Consider the following 21,339-nt stretch of genomic DNA (forward strand, 5'->3'; position numbering starts at 1 on the left):
GCATGCCGCGCCGGGCCGCCTGATGGCAAGCCCGGCCCCCGGCTTCAATCGTCGGCATTGACCGTGCGCGCTGCGGCCCACTCGCGCAGCGCCTGGACCTGTTCGGCCATCAGCACCGACAGCGGGCGGCTGCCGCGGATTTCCGCCATCAGCACGTCGGTGTCCAGCGCCCGCTGGTCGGCATGCGCGGCGTACAGGCCGGCGACGATGGCCTGTTCGATTTCCGCGCCGGAAAAACCATCCGCCGCGGCCGCCAACGCCGGCAGCGCGAAATCATCGGCATTCAACTGACGACGTGCCAGGTGCAGGCGCAGCAGTTCCACGCGTACGTCCGGGCCGGGCAGGTCGACGAAGAAGATCTCGTCGAAGCGGCCCTTGCGCAGCAGTTCGGCGGGCAGTTCGTGCACCTGGTTGGCGGTGGCCACGATGAAGACCGCTGCCTTGCGCTCGGCCATCCAGGTCAGCAGCGTGCCCAGCACCCGGCGTGATACGCCGCCGTCTTCGCCGCCGGTCGCCAGGCCCTTTTCTATCTCGTCGATCCACAATACGCACGGCGCCAGCTGCTCGGCCGATGCCAGCGCCTGGCGCAGGTTGGACTCGGTTTCGCCGTGGTACTTGTTGTACAGCGCGCCCACGTCCATGCGCAGCAACGGGACACCGAAACCGGCGGCGGTCGCCTTGGCCAGCATCGATTTGCCGCAGCCCTGCACGCCCAGCAGCAGCATGCCGCGCGGCGGATCCAGGCCGGCCGGTGCCGCGCCGGCCAGGAAGACGATCCGGCGCTGGTTGACCCAGCGCTTGAGACGGTTGGCACCGGCCACGTCGGCAAAGCGCGCGGTGTCGTACTCGTATACCAGGTGGCCGCTGCGGTTGAGCAGCTCGAACTTCAGCCGCGCCAGCTGCGGCAGGTCATCGTCGCCCAGCGCGCCGTCGGCATAGATCAGCTGGCGGGCGATCCGTCGCGCATCGACCAGGCTCAGGCCCTGCAGGTTGCGCAGGATCTTCTTCACCGCCTCGCTGTCCACCTCGACGCGGCGGCCGCCGTGCTCGCGCGCGTAACCGGCCGCTTCCTCGCGCAGCATCTTCAGCAACGCATTGGCGTCGGGCAGGCGCGGGTTGAATCGCGTTGCCAGTGCTTCCAGCTCGGGCGGCAGGGCGACTTTCGCGCCGATCAGCACCAGCACGTGCGGCTCGCTGTGGCGGCGCTGGATGATATCGCGCAGCGCCCGCTGGTGGCTGGCGTAGCCCAGGTAGGGGTGGAAATCGAGCAACAGGTAGATGCCGCGCTGGTCGGCCTGCTGGATCATCTGCAGCGCCGCGCTGGCATCGGGTGGGCCGACCGCATCGTCCTCGCGTTCCAGGTCGATGCGGCGCAGGCCTTCGGTGATCGACCAGCGATGCAGTGCCCGCCATACCTGCAGCAGGGTCTGCCGGAACAGTTCGATGATCCGGCCCTCGTCCTGGGTCTCGATCACGATCAGGGGCGTATTGGCGCGTATCAGCGCGCTGAGGTCCTGCAGTTCGCTCATGCCGGTTCGATCCTTCGGGGGCGCCACGATAACAAAGGCGAGGCTCCGGTGGTTCAGCCGCGCGACTATCCCCCTCACCTGCACCGGTGTACGCTCGGCCAACGTTCTCCCGGAAGCGAGGCCTGCATGAAGACCATCCTGGTGGCCGGTTCCAAGGGTGGGGTGGGCAAGACCACCGTTGCCACCCACCTGGCCGCGCATGCGGCACTGCAGGGGCGGCGCACGGTGATTGCCGACGCCGACCCGCAGGGCTCCAGCACCCGCTGGGCACAGCGCCGTTCCGAGCTGGAAAGCGCGGTGCTGCCGATCGACGTGCACAAGAAGAAGCAGTGGGCGCAGAAGCTCCCCGATGGCACCGAAACGGTGGTCATCGATGCGCCGGCCGGTGCGTTGGCCGACGATATCCTGCATTTCCTCGACGCCGCCGATGCCGTGGTGGTGCCGGTGCTGCCCTCCGCGCTGGACATCGAAGCCATCGTCGGCTTCCTCAACAGCCTGTCCAAGGTGGCCCGGGTGCACAACCGCAGGCTGCCGGTCGGGCTGGTGCTCAACCGCACCAAACCCTGGACCCAGACCTCGCAGCAGGCCATCCAGATGCTGTCCGGCTGGCCTTACCCGGTGGTGGCGCAGCTGCGTGACAGCCAGAGCTACGTGGTGATGACCGGGCTGGGACGCAGCCTGTTCGACTACCGTTCCGCCCAGGTCCGCGAACACCAGGCTGACTGGGAACCCCTGCTGAAATGGCTGGACAAGGCATGAGCCGCTTGTACCCCTCATCCAATGGAAGACTCCGATGCGTGAACTGATCCTGCTTCGCCACGCCCACGCCGAACCGGCCGGCACCGGCCAGGCCGACCTCGACCGGCCCCTTTCGGCGGTTGGACTTGCCGAAGCCGAAGCGGCCGGCAAGTGGCTCAAGGACAACAACCTGCAGCCTGATTGCGTGCTCTGTTCACCGGCCCGGCGTACCCGCGAAACCCTGGAGGCGGTGGTCGGCATCACCGGCTTCTTCGAACACAAGCTGGAAGACCAGGTGTACGACGCCACGCCCGGCACCCTGATCGGCCTGGTCGACGACCGCAACGACGTCGAACGGCTGATGATCGTCGGCCATAATCCCGGCCTAGAGCGTCTGGTCGCCCTGTTGAACACGGGCGAGACCAGTGACTACCGCGGCATGCCACCGGCCGGTATCGCGGTGCTGCAGTTCCCCAAGGAAGCCAAGATCGAACCCGGCGTCGCCAGCCTCAACGCATTCTGGTGGCCGTGATCCGATGAACGCGTGGCAGAGGGGGCTGCTGCTCGCATTGGCGATTGGTCCGGGAACGCTGGCAGCACGGCCGGCGCTGGCGCCGCTGCTGGCGCCGCCTGCCGCGTTGCCGGCGGTGCAGGTCGTGCATCGCGCGCCGCTGGTGCTGGATACGCAGCGCTCGCGGCTGGGTTTCGAAGTACGCAGCCGGCTGGGACAGCGCATCGAAGGCAGCTTTCCGCATTTCGAAGGCCGCATCGAGGTGCTGTCCGATGGGCGCCACCAGGTCCACCTGAAGATGTACACCCGCTCGGTGGAAATCCCCGGCAAGCCACGCTATACCGGCTGGATGCGCGGGGAAGAGTTCTTCGATGCGGCCCGCCATCCGGTCGTGGAGTTCGACTCCTTGCCCTACGACCCCGCCCGGGTGGACCAGGGCGGAGACATCGAAGGCCGCCTGATGCTGCGGGGAGTCAGCCATCCGGAAACGCTGCGGGTGGAAAAGGCGGAATGCGCCAGACCCGGCTATGATTGCGATGTCGTCAGCCGTGGGACCGTCCTGCGGGGCCGCTACGGCATGGACAACTGGCAGCTTGCCCTGAGTGATCGAGTGACCTTCGTATTGCGAGCGCGCCTGAGCGAGGCGCCGAAACCGTGAATCCAATGTTCCGCTGGCTGATGCTGGCAAGCCTGCTGCTGCTTGGCGGTTGTGCGTCGCTGTCCAACGCCGAACGCGAGCGTGCCGCGGGCATCGCCGTGCAGGCCCGCTCCACCGTGGTGGACTGCGACCGCGCCGACCGCTGCGCGCAGGATTCACCGCTGCGCGCGCTGGCCGGCCGGGCCTTCACCGAATCGACCGCCGACCAGCCCCGCCACTACGCGACCATCCTGGATGAAGGCGAAGAGGCGCTGGTGGCACGGCTGAACCTGCTGCGCAGCGCCACCCGCAGCATCGACCTGCAGACCTATATCTTCGACAAGGACGACAGCGCCCGGCTGGTGATCGACGAACTGCTGGCGGCCAGCCGGCGTGGCGTCAAGGTGCGCCTGCTGATCGACCAGCTGTCGGCGATCTCGGACCTGCAGATCCTCGGCGCGTTGTCTTCGGCGCACCGGAATTTCGAGCTGCGCGTGTACAACCCGACCTTCGGCAAGGCGCAGCTGAACTACTTCGACTACGCCGGCAGCGTGCTGTGCTGCTTCCGCCGCTTCAACCAGCGCATGCACAACAAGCTGCTGGTGGTCGATGATGCGATCGGCGTGGTGGGCGGCCGCAACTACCAGGACGACTACTACGACTGGGATTCGGAATACAACTTCCGCGACCGCGACGTGCTGGTGGCCGGTCCCGAAGCGCGGGTGATGGCGGCCAACTTCGAGGCGTTCTGGAAGGCGCCGCGCAGCGTGCCGGCCGAACGGCTGAACGATGTCGGCCGGATCCTGCTCGACAGCGGTCCACCCACGCTGCCACCGGCCGTGTACCGGCGGCCGGAACGGGTGGAACGGGTGCTGGCCGAAGCCATTGACGATGCCTGGATTACCCGCAGCTTCGTCGACACCGCGCTGCCGGTGGCCTCGGTGCGTTACGTGGCCGACCTGCCGCGCAAGCATCGCCGCGAGAGCGTCGAGCAGCCACGCAACGGGCAGCATGTCACCGAACCGCAGCTGGACCGGCTGATCGCAGAAGCGCAGTCCGAAGTGCTGCTGCAGACCCCGTACCTGGTGCTGTCCAAGCCGGCGCGCACGCTGTTCGCCGACCTGCGCAGGCAGGCCGACCCGCCGCGCGTGCTGGTGTCCACCAACAGCCTGGCGGCCACCGACAACCCGATCGTCTACGCGCTGTCCTACAAGTACAAGCGGCGCAACATGCGCGAGCTGGGCTTCAACATCTTCGAGTTCAAGCCGTTCCCGCTGGATGCGCCGGTGGACTACCGCAACCTGCTGCCGGATCCGATCGCCGGCGATTACCCGGAAGGGCGTCGCGGCGGGTTGCTGGGTGGCAGCGCGGCGGGCAGCAATGCGCGGCCGGCCGGCAGCGGCAGCCGTAGCAGCAGCCGCAGCCAAGGCGAAACGCGGGCGGATGTCGAGCAGCGGGCCAATCCGCGCACCGGCAGTGCCTACCAGAATGCGCGCGAACGGCGGCGCGCCGCCGGCAGCGAAGTGGAACGCGACCTGCTGCGCACCGAGACCCGGCCATCGTTCCTGGGCAGCAGGGCGGTCAACCGCCCACTGCCGGTCACCCGCCAGGGCGCGCGCATGGGCCTGCATGCCAAGTCGCTGGTGGTGGATCGGCGCATCGGGGTGATCGGCACGCACAACTTCGACCCGCGCAGTGAAAACTACAATACCGAAGGCGCGGTGATCATCGACGACCCGGCGTTCGCCCAGCGCCTGGCCGACAGCATCCTGCGCGACATCCACCCGCAGAACTCCTGGACGGTAGCACCGCGCAGCAAGCCGCTGGTGCTGTCCGGCCTGAACTACAGCATGGGCAAGGCGTCCGAGGCGCTGCCGATCCTGGACTTCTGGCCGTGGCGCTACGCGACCGACTACGAGTTCCAGCCCGGCCCGGCATGCCCCGAGCCGCTGCCGCGGCAACACCCCGATTTCCATGCCTGTTACACCGCCGTGGGGGACTTCCCCGAAGTCAACGTCGGCCCGAAACTGTTGCTGGTGCGCATGCTGACCGCCTTCGGCGCCGGCCTGGTACCGATCCTCTGACTGGAGCCGTGCCGTGCCTTCCGTATTCCGCCAGGCGATTGCCCTTGATGCCCTCAACGCGCTCAGCGCCAACACGGTGATCGTCCGCTTGGGGATCGTGTTCACCGCAGCAGGCGATGACTGGCTGCAGGCGACCATGCCGGTGGATGCGCGCACCCACCAGCCTTACGGCATCCTGCACGGGGGCGCATCGGTGGTGCTGGCCGAGACCCTGGGCAGCAGTGCCGGCAACCTCTGCGTGGACAACAGCCAGCAGGTCTGCGTCGGGCTGGAGATCAATGCCAACCACGTGCGTGCCAAGCGCGAGGGCGTGGTCACCGGCACCGCGCGCGCGGTGCATGTGGGCCGCAGCACGCAGATCTGGGATATCCGCATCGAAGACGAGCAGGCCCGGCTGGTCTGCACTTCGCGCCTGACCCTGGCCGTGGTGGCCGCCGGCCACGGCTGAGCAGCGCACTGCAACCGCGGCGCCGCCAGGATGCTGCAGAACACAGCGTTGCCGGCCGCTGGCCCATCCGCGCAGCGGCTTTGGCCACCCCGCGCTGGCAGGCGCTGCGGTGCTCGGGTATCGTTCCCGCATGAATTCCCCCACTCCGGCCACTCGTGGCGGCGTGGCGCGTGTGTGCCGTTACCTGTACCGCGTACCGCTGCTGCTCATCCACCTGCTTGTCTTCCTGCCGCTGATCCTCATCGGCATGCTGCCGCCGTGGGGCGAACTGCGAGTGGGCGATGAACCGCTTGGCTACAAGGTGGTCAACTGGTGGTCGGCGGGGCTGATGTGGATCTTTGGCTTCCGCCTGGTGCGCATCGGCAAGCCGCTGCACGGCGCGGTGCTGTTCGTGGCCAACCACGTCAGCTGGGTCGACATCTGCGTGCTGCACAGCCAGCGCATGATGGGGTTCGTCGCCAAGCGCGAAATCGCTGGCTGGCCGGTGGTCGGCTGGTTGGCCGGGCGCGGCCAGACCATCTTCCACCAGCGGGGCAGCACCGAATCGCTGGACGGAGTGATGCAGCAGATGGTCGTGCGGCTGCGCGAAGGCAAGGGCGTGGGCGTGTTCCCGGAAGGCCGCACCCGGGGCGGCCACGACGTCGGGCCGTTCCATGCCCGCATCTTCCAGGCGGCGGTGGAAACCGGCGTGCCGGTGCAGCCGGTGGCGCTGCGCTACGGTGCAGGCGGCGACGCACAGACCATCGTAGCCTTCGGGCCGCGCGAGAGCTTCTTCGCCAATTTCCTGCGCCTGCTCGGCGAGCCGGCCCGCCGTGCCGAAGTGCACTTCCTGGAGCCGATCGGCGGCCAGGACCTGGAGGGGCGTCGGCGCATCGCCGAAACCTCGCGCACCCGCATCGTCGCGGCGATGGCCGGGAGCTGAGCCGACGGTGTCCGTCCCCGCGCCCGCGATGTCCTTCGATGCCGGTCCGCCCGGACTGCTGACAGCGGCCGATTACCAGCCGCCGCGCTGGCTGCGCAACGCGCACCTGCAGTCGATGCTGAGTTCCAGCCGGCTGCGCCTGCGTCGCGGGCAGGAGCTGCTGGCGGCCACCGGTGCGAGCCACCGCGAGCTGATCGTCGACGGCGGGCAGGGGGTGCGCCTGCAGGCCTGGCACAGCGCCGTGGAAGGACGTGCGCCGCGCGGTATCGCCCTGCTGCTGCATGGCTGGGAGGGCAGCGCCGAATCCAGCTACATGCGCATGACCGCGGCCCGCCTGCTGGTCGAAGGCTTCGACGTGGTGCGGCTGAATTTCCGCGACCACGGCAACACCCATCACCTCAATCCGGGCATCTTCCACTCCAACCGCATCGACGAAGTGGTGCATGCGGCAGCAGACATCGCAGGCCGCTGGCCGCAGCTGCCGCTGGTGGCGGCCGGTTACTCGCTGGGTGGCAACTTCGTGCTGCGGCTGGCGCTGCGTGCGCCCGCGGCGGGCGTGCCGCTGCAACGGGTGGCGTCGGTGTGCCCGGTGCTGGACCCGGGCCTGACCATGGACAGCATCGAAAACGGCCCGGCGATGTATGACTGGTATTTCCGCCGCAAGTGGGCCGGCTCCCTGCGGCGCAAGCAGGCGGTCTATCCGGACCTGAGCGACTGGGATGAACGCGTGCTGCGGCTGGATATCCGTGCCCTGACCGCTTGGCTGGTCGAGCACCACACCGACTACGGCTCGCTGCAGGCCTATTTCGATGGCTATTCCATCGCCGGCGAGCGGCTGGCGGATCTGCAGGTTCCCGCGGACATCCTGATGGCCAAGGATGACCCGGTGATCCCGTACACCAGCTTCAACGACTGGCAGCTGCCGCTGTCGGCGCGCCTGCAGACCGCCGAGTGGGGAGGGCATTGCGGCTTCCTGGAGAACTGGCGCGGCGATGGATTCTCCGAACGCTGGGTGGCCCAGCACCTGGGACAGGCCGCGCGGGACGCTTGAGCGCGGCGGCGCCGGCACGTTCGGTCAGGGTCGTTACAATGCGGGTTTGCACTCCAGCCGGACCCGTCATGCAAGATCAGATACTCCAAGCCCTGCGTCGCCATGACGCCGACCAGGCCGTGCAGCTGGCCACCCGCTGGATCGCCGCCGAACCGCAGCAGCCGCAGGCCCATCGCTGGCACGCGCTGGCATTGCAGCAGCAGGGCCAGCTGCCGGCTGCGGTCGAAAGCCTGCAGCGTGCGCTGGAGCTCGTCCCCGACGATGCCGACCTGCACCTGCAGCACGCCGGCCTGCTGCTGGCGCTGCACCAGTTCGAAGACGCCGAAGCCGCACTTGGACGCACCACCGGCTTCAACCCGAACGAGCTGCCGGCCTACCTGATGCAGGCGCACCTGGCGCTGGCCCGCAACGACGTGGACGAGGCGGAGAAGCAGCTCAAGCTGGCCTCGCGTGTGGATGCGGAGAACCCTGAAGTGGTGGCGCTGTCGGGCATGGTGGCGCTGCGCCGTGGCGCGCTGGATGAAGCGCTGGCGCAGTTGTCCAGTGCCGTGCGCGCGCTGCCGGACGACCCGCGCATCGTCTACGCCCTGGGCACGGCCTACCTGCGCAAGGACATGCTGGCCTTCGCCGAACAGGCGTTCCGACGCGTGCTGGTGCTCAATCCCAGGATGACCGCACTGCACGGGTTGCTGGTACAGCTGGCGCTGCGCCAGGACAACCCCGCGGCGGCCGCCGAGATCATCGAGCAGGCCCTGCAGCAACCCGGCCAGGACAGCGTGGCGATGCGCCGTTTCGCCGCGCAGATGGCGTTGCAGTCCGGCCAGCCGCTGCAGGCGCGCGACCACCTGCGCCCGCTGCTGGCCGCCAACGCGGGTGACCCGCAGTTGCTGCAGCTGCTGCTGATGGCGTGGCAGCGGCTGGGCCGCGACGAAGAAGCACGTACCGAACTGGATGCGGTGCTGGCCGACCACGACCAGCTGCACAACCTGTGGCTGGCGCGCCTTTCGGTGGAAGGCGTGGGTAGCGAAGGCGCCGTGGCGGTGGGCGAGCGCTGGCTGGCGGCGATGCCGGCGCACCTGCCGGCGTTGGAAACCCGCATGCGCCTGCACGACATGACCGGCGAGCACGACGCGGCCGAAGCGATGGCCGAACGCATCCTGGCGCTGGAGCCGGGCCGTGTCAGCGGCGCCACGCGACTGGTGGACGGACTGGTGCGGCGCGATCCGGCCGCCGCTGCAGCCCGCGTGCAGCAGATGGTGGACGCGGCCGAAGGGCGCGCCAGGGAAGACCTGCGCACCTGGCTGGGCGAAGTGCATGACCGTGGCGGCCAACCACGCGAGGCCCTGCGTACCTGGCTGGACCTGCATGCCGACAACGTGGCCAACCGCCTGCCGTTGCCGCCGCAGGCCAAGGCTCCGGCCAGCTGGCCGGCGCTCGGCGAGGTCGATCCGGAGCTGGCATCGCGCCCGATGTTCCTGTGGGGCGCACCCGGTTCGAACGTGGAAAAAGTGATGAGCGCGCTGAGCGCGGCCAGTCCGCTGGTGCGCGTTGACCGCTTCGGTGCCACGCCGCCGGACGACGCCTTCCAGAACTACAACACGCTGCAGGACCTGGCGTCTGGCAAGCTGACGCCGCAGGGGTTGGTCGATGGCTGGCGCGCGCGCCTGCCGTCGCGCGGCCTGGCCAACGACACCGTGATCGACTGGCTGCTGTTCTGGGACAACGCCCTGCTGTGGGCGCTGCGCCCGGCGCTGCCGCAGGGTCGCCTGCTGGTGGTGCTGCGCGATCCGCGCGACATGCTGCTGGACTGGATCGCCTACGGTTCCGGTGCACAGCTGGCGATCACCAGCCTGCAGGAAGCCGCCGAATGGCTGGCCCGCGCGCTGGTCCAGGTCGCGGTGCTGAACGAGCAGGATCTGTATCCGCACGTCCTGGTGCGCGTGGACGCGGCGGGCAACGACCCGCAGGCGATGGCGCTGCTGCTCAGCGAAGTGATGGGCGTGCAGCTGCCGCCGGCACCGAACATCGGACCGCCGCGCCTGCCGAGCGGCCATTGGCGCAACTACCGTGAGGTGATGGGCGCGGCGATCGAGCTGCTGACCCCGGTCGCGGTGCGGCTTGGTTATCCGGAGGAATGAGCCACATGCAACTGACCAGCACCAGCCTGATCAACGGCGCCCCGATCGAGCGCGAGTTCGCCGCCGGCGATGCCGCTGGCTTCGCCCCGGACCGCAATCCGCAGCTGGCATGGAGCGGGGTGCCGGAGGGCACCCGTTCCTTCGCGCTGGTCTGCGTGGATCCGGACGTACCGACGGTGGCCGATACCGTCGGCCGCGACGACATGACCATCCCGCGCGACCAGCCGCGCTGCGATTTCGTGCATTGGGTGATGGCCGACATCCCCGCCGACGTGCGTGAGCTCGCTGCCGGCAGCTGCAGCGATGGCTTCGTGGCCAAGGGCAAGACCGCGCCGGCCGGCCCGGCGGGCAGCCGCCAGGGACTGAATGATTTCACCGGCTGGTTCGCCGGCAATCCGGAGATGGCCGGTGACTATCTTGGCTATGACGGCCCGTATCCGCCGTTCAATGACGAGCGCATGCACCGTTACTTCTTCCGCGTGTTCGCGCTGGACGTGGCGACGCTGGAACTGCCGACGCCGTTCACCGCCGGCGACGTGCATCGTGCGATGCAGGGCCACGTGCTGGCCGAAGCTTCACTGCACGGCACTTACACGTTGAATCCTTCGCTGTAACAAGCAACGTCAACGTCAACAGCTGCGGGGCTGCTTGTTGGCGGGGCGGGGTGGCTTGGCGGGGGACGGCAACAACCGCATCCTGCGGGCCTCGTTTCGCGCCATCCATGGCGCTCAACGCCCCCGCCAACCCACCCCGCCCCACCTCCGACAGGTTCCCGGTGGCCACGGGCATGCGGTGAGGCAGGCCCTGGTAGCGCCGAGCCACGCTCGGCGGAAACCACCAGACACCAGGAAGGCCGCCCCCCACGTGACCCCACCGCGTGCAAGCCCCCCTTTGTTAAGGGGGGCGCGCCGAAGGCGGGGGATAGGAGGGATGCGGGGGCAGTAAGGCAGCGGGGCTTCGCCCCGCGGCCTTACTGCAGCAGCGAGCGCAGCATCCAGGCGTACTTTTCGTGGGTCTGCAGGCGCTGGGTCATCAGGTCTTCGGTGGGGGCGTCGTCGGCGTCGTCGGCCACGTCCAGCACCTGGCGGGCGGTGCGGCAGACGGCTTCGTTGGCGACCACCAACTGGCGTACCATCTCACGCCAGTCGGCGCTGTTGGTCAGGCCCGCTTCTTCCGGGATCGACGTCAGCGCGGCGAACTCGCGGTAGGAGCCCGGGGCGTTGAAGCCCAGCGCGCGGATGCGCTCGGCCACTTCATCCAGCGCGGCCCACTGTTCGGTGTACTGGGTTTCGAACATGGCGTGCAGCGAGTTGAACATCGACCCGGTCACGTTCCAATGGAAATTATGGGTCTTCAGGTACAAGGTGAACGCATCAGCCTGGTACCGCGACAGCCCGTCGGCAATCTTCTTGCGCTCGCCTTCCTTGATCCCGATATCAATGCCAGGTGCGGAAGGAGCCGCTGCGGCGAGCTTCTGCTTGCCACTCTGGGGTGCCTTCACTTTTTCAAGTGCCGGGGCCTTGGTGATGCTCTTGGTCTTTGCCATGGGGACGTTTCTCCTTGTGGGTGAGATGATCTTCACGATAGACCAGAACTAATGTCCGGTCGCTATCAAGTTTTTAAACGAATCGATTGATGAACTCTATTGAAAAAAACCAGGCCTCCCGCCTGTCGCAGCAGCGGACTGCCCTCGACGGCGCGATGACCCGCGACCGGGGGCGCCTGCTCGGCATGCTCGCGCGCTGGCAGTCCAAGCCGCAGGATGCTGGCTTGGCGCAAGCGTTCGAGCAGGCACTGCAGGCGTCGGTACAGCGCCGCCAGGCAAGGGCCAGCCAGAAACCGGCCATTACTCTGGACCCCCAGCTGCCGATCGCGCGTGAAGCCGAGTCGATCATCGCGCTGATCCGTGACCATCAGGTGGTGGTGATCGCCGGTGAAACCGGTTCGGGCAAGACCACCCAGCTGCCCAAGCTGTGCCTGGCTGCCGGTCGGGGTGAAGCGGGGATGATCGGCTGCACCCAGCCGCGGCGGATCGCCGCGCGCGCGGTGGCCAGCCGCGTGGCGCAGGAGTTGAACAGCGAACTGGGCCAGCTGGTCGGGTTCCAGGTGCGCTTCAACGACAAGGTCAGCGAAGACAGCCGCATCAAATTCATGACCGACGGCATCCTGCTGGCGGAGATCGCCAGCGACCGCTGGCTGTCGCGCTACGACACGATCATCGTCGACGAGGCGCACGAGCGCAGCCTCAACATCGATTTCCTGCTCGGCTACCTGAAGCAGCTGCTGAAGAAGCGGCCGGACCTGAAGTTGATCGTCACCTCGGCGACCATCGATACCGGACGTTTCGCCGAACATTTCGACGACGCGCCGGTGATCAGCGTGGAAGGGCGGACCTACCCGGTGGAGGTGCGCTACCGCGCGCTGGAGGGCGAGGGCGAAGCGCAGGGCGAGCGCACGGTCAACGATGCCATGGTCAGTGCGATCGATGAGATCACCCGGCTGGATGCGCGCGGGGATGTGTTGATCTTCCTGCCCGGCGAGCGCGAAATCCGCGATGCCCACCAGTCGCTGGAACGGCGCAAGTACCGCCAGACCGAGGTGCTGCCGCTGTATGCGCGGCTGTCCAACCAGGACCAGGACCGGGTGTTCAACCCGGGCCCGAACCGGCGCATCGTGCTGGCCACCAACGTGGCCGAGACCTCGCTGACCGTGCCGCGCATCCGTTACGTGGTCGATCCTGGCTTCGCCCGCGTCAAGCGCTACAGCCCACGGCAGAAGCTGGATCGCCTGCATATCGAGCCGATCTCCCAGGCCAGCGCCAACCAGCGCAAGGGGCGCTGCGGACGCGTGGCGGAGGGCATCTGCTACCGGCTGTACGCCGAAGCGGATTTCCAGGCCCGGCCGGACTTCACCGATCCGGAAATCCGGCGCTCCAGCCTGTCCGGGGTGATCCTGCGCATGCTGCAGCTGGGCCTGGGCCGGATCGAGGATTTCCCGTTCCTGGAAGCGCCGGACGAGCGCGCGGTTGCCGACGGCTGGCAGCAGCTGGCCGAACTGGGTGCCGTGGATGGCGAGCGTCGCCTGACGGCCGTGGGCAAGCAGATGGCGCGACTGCCGGTGGACGTCAAACTGGCGCGCATGCTGGTGGCCGCGCAGGCGGCCGGCTGCCTGAAGCCGATGCTGGTGATCGCCTCGTTCCTGGGCATCCAGGATCCGCGTGAGCGTCCACCCGAAGCTCGTGGCGCGGCCGATGCCGCGCATGCCCAGTTCGCCGATGGACGCTCCGAATTCGTCGGCGTGCTGCGGCTGTGGGATGCCTACCGCCAGGCGCATGAGGACCTGACCCAGTCCAAGCTGCGTGACTGGTGCGGGCGCAATTTCCTCGGCTTCCTGCGCATGCGCGAATGGCGCGAGCTGCATCGACAGCTGCGCCTGCTGTGCGAGGAACTGGGCTGGGCCGAAGAGGCTGCCGAGGCTTCGCTGGCGCCGCTGCTGGCGGGCAGCAAGGCGCCGGCCGCGGCCAGCGATGACGCCACCGCGATCAAGGCCACGCGTGGCCAGCTGCACCGCGCTGCGCGACTGGCGCGCGAAGGCAAGCCGGCCGAGCAGGCGCCGGTGGCGGTGCGTGCGCAGAAGGAGCAGGCGCCGGAAGGCGGTGGCTTCAGCGAGCGCGCACGTGCCGCGGCTTACCAGACGCTGCATCGCGCGCTGATTGCCGGGTTGCCCACGCAGATCGGCCACCGTACCGAAAAGGGCGATTTCCAGGCGCCCCGCCAGCGCCGTTTCCAGCCGTTCCCGGGCTCTACGCTGGCCAAGCGGCCACCGCCGTGGCTGCTCGCCGCCACCCTGCTGGATACGCAGAAGATCTGGGGCCTGACCAATGCGGCGATCGAGCCGGACTGGGTGATCGCCGAGCTGCCGCACCTGCTGCTGCGCAAGCACTTCGACCCGCACTGGTCGCGTGCGCAGGGCCAGGTGCTGGCCTCGGAACAGATCAGCCTGTTCGGGTTGGTGCTGGCGCCGAAAAAGCCGGTGCATTACGGCCGCATCGAGCCCGCCGAAGCACACGACATCTTCGTCCGCCAGGCGCTGGTGACCGGTGAGATCACCACCCGCGCCAGCTTCGTCGCCGACAACCAGAAAGTACTGGAACAGGCGCGCGAAGAGGAAGCCAAGCTGCGGCGTGCGGGTATCGTCGCCGACGAAGGTTGGCAGGCGCGCTGGTACCTGGACCGGATTCCGTCGGAGATCCATTCCGCGGCCGGACTGGATGCCTGGTGGAAGAGCCTGCCGCCCGCGCAGCGGCATGGCCTGTGCTGGTCACTCGTCGATCTGCTGCCGGGCGAAGGCAGCGAAGAAGACCGCTTCCCGAAGTATTTCGCGCTGGGCGATGCCCGGCTGCCGCTGCACTACCGCTTCGAACCCGGCGCGGACGACGATGGCGTAACGCTGGACGTGCCGCTGCACCTGCTCAACGCACTGGACCCGGTACAACTGGGCTGGCTGGCGCCGGGCTTCGTGGCGGACAAGGCCACGGCGCTGATCCGCAGCCTGCCCAAGGCCATGCGGCGCAACTACGTGCCCGCACCGGACTTCGCACGGGCCTTCGCCGAAGCGTTCCCGCAGCCTAGTGCCGATGACATCCGCGGCGAGCTGGCGCGCTTCCTGTCGCGCGCGACGGGCGCGACGGTTGCCGCGCTCGACTTCGACCTGGAATCGGTCGATACCCACCTGCACATGAACCTGCGCCTGCGCGATGAGCAGGGCAAGGTGCTGGCGACCTCGCGCGACCTGGAAGGGCTGCGCGCACGTTTTGGTGACAAGGCCGGGCATGCCTTCGCGGCACGCGCAGGGCGTGACATGGCGGCCGAAGGCCTGCGCGATTTCCCGCCTGCACCGATCCCGTTGCAGGTGCCCGGCGAAGCCGGTGTACCCGCCTACCCGGCCCTGGTGGACGAAGGGGATTCGGCTGCGCTGCGCATCTTTGCCGATCCGCAGCAGGCCGCTGACGCACATCCCCGCGGCGTACGCCGACTGCTGGAGATCGGCCTGGCCGAGAAGGCCAAGCAGGCGCGCAAGCAGTTGCCGGTGTCACCGAAAACCGGTCTGTTGTACGCGGCCATCGAGTCGCAGGAGCGGCTGCGCGGTGACATTGTCGATGCGGCGATGAACGCCGTGCTGGCCGAGGGCCTGGATTCTATCCGGGACCCGCAAGCGTTCGCGCAGCGCCGCGACAGTGCGGCAAAGTCCCTGTTCCCCGAAGCCATGGAGCGCCTGAAGCTGGCCGAATCGATCCTCGGGCTGGTAGCCGAGGTCAAGCCTGCACTCGAGGCGCCGCTGATGGGCTGGGCGCGCGGCAACCTGGACGACATGGAACGGCAGCTGGCCGGGCTGGTGCATGCCGGCTTCCTGCGCGACACGCCTGCCGACGCGCTGTCCCAGTACCCGCGCTACCTCAAGGCGATGCTGCTGCGGACCGAGCGGGCCAAGCGTGATCCGCCACGCGACCAGGCGCGGATGCTTGAACTGCACCCGTTCCTGGAAGCGCTGCAGAAGGGCCGCGAGCAGGGGATGCAGGATCGGCCACAGTGGCAGGCGCTGCGTTGGGACGTGGAGGAACTGCGTGTCTCACTGTTCGCGCAGGAATTGATCGGGCGCGGCGGTATTTCGCCGAAGAAGGTCGCCCAGCGCGTCGCCGACCTGCAGAAAGCACGGTAGCGCCGCCCCCGTTGCCGGGCCTTCGCGGCCCGGCGCGCAGCTCATTTGACCCGCTTCACCTTGGCGCGGGTATTGACGCCGGGGATCTGCAGGTACCAGGCGCCGCTGACCGACGGGGCGATGCTGACCTGTGGATCCTGCCGGCGCACGCCGCCGACGTTGGCGCTGTCGGTCTGCTCCCAATGCTGGCCGTTGGCCAGGACGTACACGCGGCCCTGGGCGAAGCCGCGGAACTCCCCGGGAAGCACGCTGGTGATCGGCTCGCGGCTGCCGAAATCGAAGAAGCCGCGGTTCTCTTCGACGACGGCCCTGCGGCCTTCTTCGCGCGCCACCTCTACCGCCGCGGCCGACGCGGCTTCCACCTTGCCCTGCAGCCAGCGATTCAGGCTGGCCAGCTCGGCCGGCTGCAGTTTGTCCAGTCCGGCGGCCTTGAACTCGGCCGGGCTCATCTGCTGCTGCAGGTCGCCTTCCACGACCCGTTGGGCCCAGGCCGTCGATGAAACCGCCAGCAGGGCGAACGAGCAGGCAAGCAGGCGGGGCGAGGGCAGGGTCATGGGGCGCTTCCAGAGGGTTTGGGCCGAGTGTAGGCCAGCTGCGCCGGGCATGAACATAGGCGGGTGGATGTCCCCGGGGACGATTGTCCCTGAACGGGTGCGGCGCTAGTGTGGTCGTACCTGTCTTATCCGTGATCGTTGTGAACCGCGCTTCCGTACCCGGCCTGGATGCCTTGTTGAACCGCCCCTCCGCCTCGGCGGTCCACGAACCGCTGCGCGCCGCACTGCTCGGCCGGTGGAACGCGGACGGCCACGCCGCCGGTGCTGATGCGAACTGGTCGGTGCTGGGCGATACCTTCGACGCGTTGGCGCTGCTGTCCGCCGACGAAAGCTCGCTGGTGGCCGCCCTGCTGTTCGACCTGCCGGCATTGCGTGATCGCATGGCCGGCCTGCCGCTGACCAATTCCTCCGCGGTAAACGGGCTGCTGGATGGCCTGGATGCCGCAGACCAGGTGTGGGCGCTGCATGCCGGGCGCGAAGCGGGGCGCAACAGCGAAGGCCTGCGGCGGCTGCTGCTGGCGATCATCCAGGACCTGCGCGTGGTGCCGTTGCTGCTGGCCCGGCAGCTGGCGCGCATGCGTGCGGCCGACAAGCTGGACGACGAGGAACAGCGGCGTGCGCTGGCCCAGCTGACCCGCGACATCCATGCCCCGCTGGCCAACCGGCTCGGTATCTGGCAGCTGAAATGGGAGCTGGAAGACCTGGCGTTCCGGCATCTCGAGCCGGACACCTACCGGCGCATCGCGCGTGAAGTGGACGAGACCCGCGTCGCCCGCGAACGTTACGTGGAGAACGTCAAGAAACTGCTGTCGCGCGCCCTGGCCGGCAACGGCATCAACGCCGAGGTCAGTGGCCGGCCGAAGCACATCTACAGCATCTGGCGGAAGATGCAGAAGAAGCGGCTGTCCTTCGACCAGCTGTACGACATCCGCGCGGTGCGCGTGATGGTGGATGACGTCGGCGCCTGCTACGCCGCGCTGGGCGTGGTGCATGCACTGTGGGCCCCGGTGCCCAGCGAATTCGACGATTACATCGCCCGTCCCAAAGCCAACGATTACCGTTCACTGCACACCGCCGTGGTCGGGCCGGAGGGACGCACGATCGAGGTGCAGATCCGCACCCACGACATGCACGCGCAGGCCGAGCTGGGCGTGGCCGCCCATTGGAAATACAAAGAAGGCGGCAAGGGCGGCGAGAAGGCATTCGACCGCAAGATCACCTGGATGCGGCAGCTGCTGGAGCAGGCGCAGGAGGCGTCGGCCAGTGGCCTGGCCGGTGCGCTGGATGCCGAGCTAACCGAAGACCGGGTGTACGCACTGAGTCCCAAGGGCGAAGTGATGGACCTGCCGCAAGGCGCCACGCCGCTGGATTTCGCGTACCACGTGCACACCATGGTCGGGCACCGGTGCCGCGGCGCGAAGATCAACGGGCGCATCGTGCCACTCACCTACCGGCTGCGCAGCGGCGACCGGGTGGAGATCCTGACCGCCAAGGAAGCCGATCCACGGCGCGACTGGCTGCTGCCCGCCAACGGCTACCTGGCCAGCAATCGATCACGTGAGAAGGTGCGCAACTGGTTCCACAAGCTGGACCGTGCGCGCAACGTGCAGGCCGGCCGCGAACTGCTGGAACGCGAGCTGAAGCGGCTTGGGCTGGCGCAGGCGGATCTGTCCATCGTGTTGAAGAAGTTCCATGCCGACAGCGCCGATGACCTGTACATCCAGGTGGCCCTTGGAGATACCGGTCCCAACCAGGTCAGCCGCGCGCTGCTGGAAGCCGAACGTGCCGCCAGCCAGCCACCTGCCGCGCCGGCGCTGCCACGGCCGACCGCGCGTCGCGAGGGCCTGGGCAAGAGCAAGTTCACCGTGCAGGGCGTCGGCAACCTGCTGGTGCAGCTGGCGCGCTGCTGCCAGCCGGTGGCCGGTGAACCCATCGTGGGTTACCTCACGCGCACCCGTGGGGTGACCGTGCACCGCGCCGACTGCCCGTCGCTGGCGCGCCTGTCGGCCGTCAGCCCGCAGCGCATCCTGCCGGTGGAATGGGGCCAGGCCGGCAGTGGCTATGAAGTGGATGTCGTGGTCGATGCGGTGGACCGGCGCTGGCTGCTGAAGGACATCACCAACCTGATCGCGCAGGAAGATGCCTATGTGCTGGACATCCACAGTGACAACGTCCGCAACAGTGGGCAGGCGCACCTTCGGCTGCGCTTGAAGGTCAGCGGTTTCGACCAGCTGTCCGCGCTGTTGGGCAAGATGGACGCGCTGCCCGGCGTCAGCCAGGTCCGTCGGCTGGGCTGAACTTCACGCCATCCGGGCTAGTCTCTGCACATGGACAGGAATTCGCGTGGCGCAGGCGGGCACGGACACGATGCGCTGCACCGCGTGCGCCAGGAGGGACGCTGGTGGTGGCTGCAGGCACGGCATACGCGCCGGATATGGCGGTGGGCGCTGCTGGCGGCCGGCGTGCTGTTCCTCGCGTTGATCCTGCTGCGCAAGCCGCTGGCGGATTGGTTCTGGGATGAACCGCGCATCCAGCAGCTGCTGGAGCAGGGCGACCATGCCCTGGCGTCGGGCCGGCTCAGTGCCGCCGACGGCACGGGCGCGCGCGAGTATTTCCAGGCCGCGTTGGCGCTGGATAACGATCGCAGCCAGGCGCGCGAGGGCTTGGCGCGCACCGGCATGGCCGCGCTGCAGTCTGGCGAGCTGGCCCTGGCTGGAGATGATCTGGATTCAGCCGCCGAAGCACTGGCGTTGGCCCGGCAGCTGCAGGTGCCGCAGCGGGCCAGCGACGCGCTTGCGCGGCAGCTCAGAGCGCGCCGCGCCGCCGGTGCCGGGCTGGACGTACTGCTGGGCCAGGCCCGCCAGGCACTGGCCGCAGGCCGCCTCGACGACACGCCCGATGATGCCCTGCCGCTGCTCCAGCGTGTGCTGGAACTGCGGCCGCTGGACGTGGCGGCACTTGAAATGCGCGAGGATGCGCTCAGCGATCTCCTGCTGCGCGCACGCGCGGCCAGCGAGGACGGCGAAGTGCTGCAGGCGGCCCGGCTGGTGCAGCGCGCACGCGCCTACGATCCCGGCCATGCGGACCTTCCTGCCAGCCAGGAAGCCCTTTCGCGCGCGTTGGAATCACGCGCGCGACGTGCGGCCAACCACCTGCGGCGTGGCCGGCTGGACGCTGCCATGGAGCAGCTGCAGCCTGCGCAGGACGCTGCCGGCGACGAGCCGTCGGTCGCCACGCAGCGCGAGCGCTTGGCGGCCGCACTGCTGAAGGACGCCCTGCGGCTGGCGGCGGACTATCGCTTCGACGAGGCCGTGTCGCGGTTGGATGATGCCCAGCGCTGGCAGGTGGCCCCGCGCGACCTCGCGGCGGCCCGCCAGCAGGTCGAGCGCGTGCGCGCGGGGCGGCAGCCGCAACGCGGCAGCGGTGCCCGCTCTGGTGCCGGCAGACAACAGCTCGAGCGGCTGCTTGAGCGCCTGGGCGAGGCCGAAGCGCGTGGCCAGCTTATCGCCCCGCCCGGCGCCAGTGCCTACGACGCGTTGCGCGAAGCCCAGTCACTTGCGCCGGACGACCGCCGCGTGGCCGCAGCGGCCAAGCGCCTGTTGCCAGCCAGTCGCCACTGCTTCGAGGACGCCCTGCGGGAGAACCGGGTGCAAGCAGCCGGAGCCTGCCTGGATGCCTGGCAGACGCTTGCACCGACCGACAGCGGGATCGGCAGGGCGCGCAACCGCCTTGCGCTGCGCTGGGTCGCCGTTGGCAGTGAACGACTGGGCAGCGGGGATGTGGCGTTCGCCGCGCGGGCGGCGGCCCAGGCCCGCCTGTGGCAGCCCGCGCTCGCCGAACTGCCCGCGTTCGAAGCACGGGTGCGCCAGGCCGGCGGGCTTCCCCCCTGAGCCCGCGCGCTGTCGACATGGCGCCCGGTCCGCTATAGTCCTGCCGCTGCACTCCCCGCCACGGTCTGTCATGCCTGCTGCTGCCCCATCCGTAGATCCCATGGCCCGCAACGCGCCGGACCACGGGCAGCTGACGGCTTTCCAGCCGCAGACGACCTGTGCGGTGATCGTGACCTACGGGCCGGACCCCGCGCTGTTGCAGCAGGTGGTTGCCGGCGTCGTGTCGCAGGTGGGCCACGTGGTGGTGTTCGACAACGGCAGCCGCGCGGTGGACGTGGCCGGGCTGCTGGCCGGACATGCGCAGGTCAGCGTCATCGCATCACCGCGCAATGTCGGGCTGGGCGCGGCATTGAACCGCGCGTGCGAGCGCGCCACCGCGATGGGCTTCCTGCATGTGCTGCTGATGGACCAGGACAGCGTGCTTGCCGAGGGCATGGTGCGCACCCTGGGGACGGCACTGGTTGAACTGCAGCAGCACGGCGAGGTGGCTGCGGTGGGTCCGCAGTTCCGCGATGCGCGCAGTGGACAGCTGGCACCGTTCGTGCGCTTCGGATTCCCGTTCAACCGGAAACTACGCGGCGGCGCAGGGCAGCGGGTGTCCTGCGATTTCCTGATCACCTCCGGTTCGTTGATTCCGTTGACGGCGCTGCAGCGGATCGGTCCGATGGACGAGGCGTTGTTCATCGACAACATCGACATGGATTGGTGCTTCCGCGCCAAGCGCGCCGGGCTGTCGCTGCATGGAATCTGCGATGCGCAGATGGCGCACAGCATCGGCGAAGAGCTGCTCGCTTCACGGGTGAAACAGGATGGGGTGATCGTGCACAAGCCGTTCCGCCTGTACTTCATCATGCGCAACCGCGTGCTGCTTTACCGCCGCCACTACACGCCGCGGGTGTGGATCGCCCAGGACCTGCCGCGGCTGGTGTTGAAGTTCGTCGGCAATGCGCTGTTCCTGCCGGCGCGGCGCCAGCGGCTGGTGTTCATGTGCAAGGGCCTGCGCGACGGCGTGCTGGGCCGTAGCGGTGGACTGCCGGGCTGAGCGTGCCCGGCGCCGCGGCCAGCTTGAACTGAAACCAACTGCGGGGACGGGATAAGGCGGCCTTCGCGGGTGCTGGG

16 protein-coding genes are annotated in these 21,339 nt (G+C 68.6%); 13 read left to right on the top strand and 3 right to left on the bottom strand.

The features are described 5' to 3' along the window. Positions 1-44 precede the first annotated feature (44 nt). Positions 45-1,529 carry an AAA family ATPase gene (locus tag ABE522_RS03020; RefSeq protein ID WP_346590412.1) on the bottom strand — a complete coding sequence of 495 codons (1,485 nt, stop codon included), beginning with the start codon at positions 1,527-1,529 and terminating at the stop codon, positions 45-47. A 126-nt stretch (positions 1,530-1,655) separates the two neighbouring features. On the opposite strand from ABE522_RS03020, the gene ABE522_RS03025 reads away from it, so the two are divergent. The 9 genes from ABE522_RS03025 to ABE522_RS03065 all read left to right on the top strand — a co-directional run bounded on the left by ABE522_RS03025 (position 1,656) and on the right by ABE522_RS03065 (position 10,672). Next, on the top strand, positions 1,656-2,288 hold the full coding sequence (locus tag ABE522_RS03025; protein WP_346590413.1) for a ParA family protein: 633 nt from the start codon (positions 1,656-1,658) through the stop codon (positions 2,286-2,288). Positions 2,289-2,322: 34 nt separating this feature from the next. Then, positions 2,323-2,799, top strand: a complete 477-nt coding sequence (locus tag ABE522_RS03030; protein WP_346590414.1) for a SixA phosphatase family protein — start codon at positions 2,323-2,325, stop codon at positions 2,797-2,799. Positions 2,800-2,803: 4 nt separating this feature from the next. Further along, positions 2,804-3,436: a YceI family protein gene (locus ABE522_RS03035; protein ID WP_346590415.1), complete on the top strand. Its 633-nt coding sequence runs from the start codon at positions 2,804-2,806 to the stop codon at positions 3,434-3,436. A 5-nt stretch (positions 3,437-3,441) separates the two neighbouring features. Then, on the top strand, positions 3,442-5,499 hold the full coding sequence (locus tag ABE522_RS03040) for a phospholipase D family protein (RefSeq protein WP_406846293.1): 2,058 nt from the start codon (positions 3,442-3,444) through the stop codon (positions 5,497-5,499). Between the two features lie 13 nt (positions 5,500-5,512). After that, positions 5,513-5,947, top strand: coding sequence for a hotdog fold thioesterase (locus ABE522_RS03045; protein WP_346590417.1), 435 nt, complete (start codon positions 5,513-5,515; stop codon positions 5,945-5,947). Positions 5,948-6,077: 130 nt separating this feature from the next. Beyond that, positions 6,078-6,869 carry a lysophospholipid acyltransferase family protein gene (locus ABE522_RS03050; RefSeq protein WP_346590418.1) on the top strand — a complete coding sequence of 264 codons (792 nt, stop codon included), beginning with the start codon at positions 6,078-6,080 and terminating at the stop codon, positions 6,867-6,869. A 28-nt stretch (positions 6,870-6,897) separates the two neighbouring features. Continuing rightward, on the top strand, positions 6,898-7,920 hold the full coding sequence (locus ABE522_RS03055) for a YheT family hydrolase (RefSeq protein WP_346590440.1): 1,023 nt from the start codon (positions 6,898-6,900) through the stop codon (positions 7,918-7,920). A 68-nt stretch (positions 7,921-7,988) separates the two neighbouring features. After that, entirely contained in the window at positions 7,989-10,058 is a 2,070-nt protein-coding gene (locus ABE522_RS03060) for a tetratricopeptide repeat protein (RefSeq protein WP_346590419.1), read from the top strand. A gap of 5 nt (positions 10,059-10,063) precedes the next feature. After that, entirely contained in the window at positions 10,064-10,672 is a 609-nt protein-coding gene (locus tag ABE522_RS03065) for a YbhB/YbcL family Raf kinase inhibitor-like protein (RefSeq protein ID WP_346590420.1), read from the top strand. Between the two features lie 356 nt (positions 10,673-11,028). Here ABE522_RS03065 and ABE522_RS03070 read toward each other — a convergent pair whose 3' ends face one another. Beyond that, the gene (locus tag ABE522_RS03070) at positions 11,029-11,604 is read right to left on the bottom strand and encodes a Dps family protein (protein ID WP_346590421.1); all 576 of its coding nucleotides are present in this window, start codon (positions 11,602-11,604) and stop codon (positions 11,029-11,031) included. Between the two features lie 89 nt (positions 11,605-11,693). On the opposite strand from ABE522_RS03070, the gene hrpA reads away from it, so the two are divergent. Then, positions 11,694-15,776, top strand: coding sequence for an ATP-dependent RNA helicase HrpA (gene hrpA, locus ABE522_RS03075; protein ID WP_346590422.1), 4,083 nt, complete (start codon positions 11,694-11,696; stop codon positions 15,774-15,776). A gap of 41 nt (positions 15,777-15,817) precedes the next feature. On the opposite strand, the gene ABE522_RS03080 is transcribed toward hrpA, so the two are convergent. Beyond that, positions 15,818-16,330, bottom strand: a complete 513-nt coding sequence (locus ABE522_RS03080; RefSeq protein ID WP_346590423.1) for a hypothetical protein — start codon at positions 16,328-16,330, stop codon at positions 15,818-15,820. Positions 16,331-16,470: 140 nt separating this feature from the next. Between ABE522_RS03080 and ABE522_RS03085 the strand changes: the two genes are divergently transcribed. From ABE522_RS03085 to ABE522_RS03095, 3 genes are all read left to right on the top strand, one after another. After that, the gene (locus tag ABE522_RS03085) at positions 16,471-18,627 is read left to right on the top strand and encodes a RelA/SpoT family protein (protein WP_346590424.1); all 2,157 of its coding nucleotides are present in this window, start codon (positions 16,471-16,473) and stop codon (positions 18,625-18,627) included. A 30-nt stretch (positions 18,628-18,657) separates the two neighbouring features. Beyond that, positions 18,658-20,220: a hypothetical protein gene (locus ABE522_RS03090; protein WP_346590425.1), complete on the top strand. Its 1,563-nt coding sequence runs from the start codon at positions 18,658-18,660 to the stop codon at positions 20,218-20,220. A 100-nt stretch (positions 20,221-20,320) separates the two neighbouring features. Then, the gene (locus ABE522_RS03095) at positions 20,321-21,262 is read left to right on the top strand and encodes a glycosyltransferase family 2 protein (protein ID WP_346590426.1); all 942 of its coding nucleotides are present in this window, start codon (positions 20,321-20,323) and stop codon (positions 21,260-21,262) included. Positions 21,263-21,339 lie beyond the last annotated feature (77 nt).

It is taken from the genome of Stenotrophomonas lacuserhaii (genome assembly GCF_039674585.1).
Taxonomy (GTDB): domain Bacteria; phylum Pseudomonadota; class Gammaproteobacteria; order Xanthomonadales; family Xanthomonadaceae; genus Stenotrophomonas; species Stenotrophomonas pennii_A.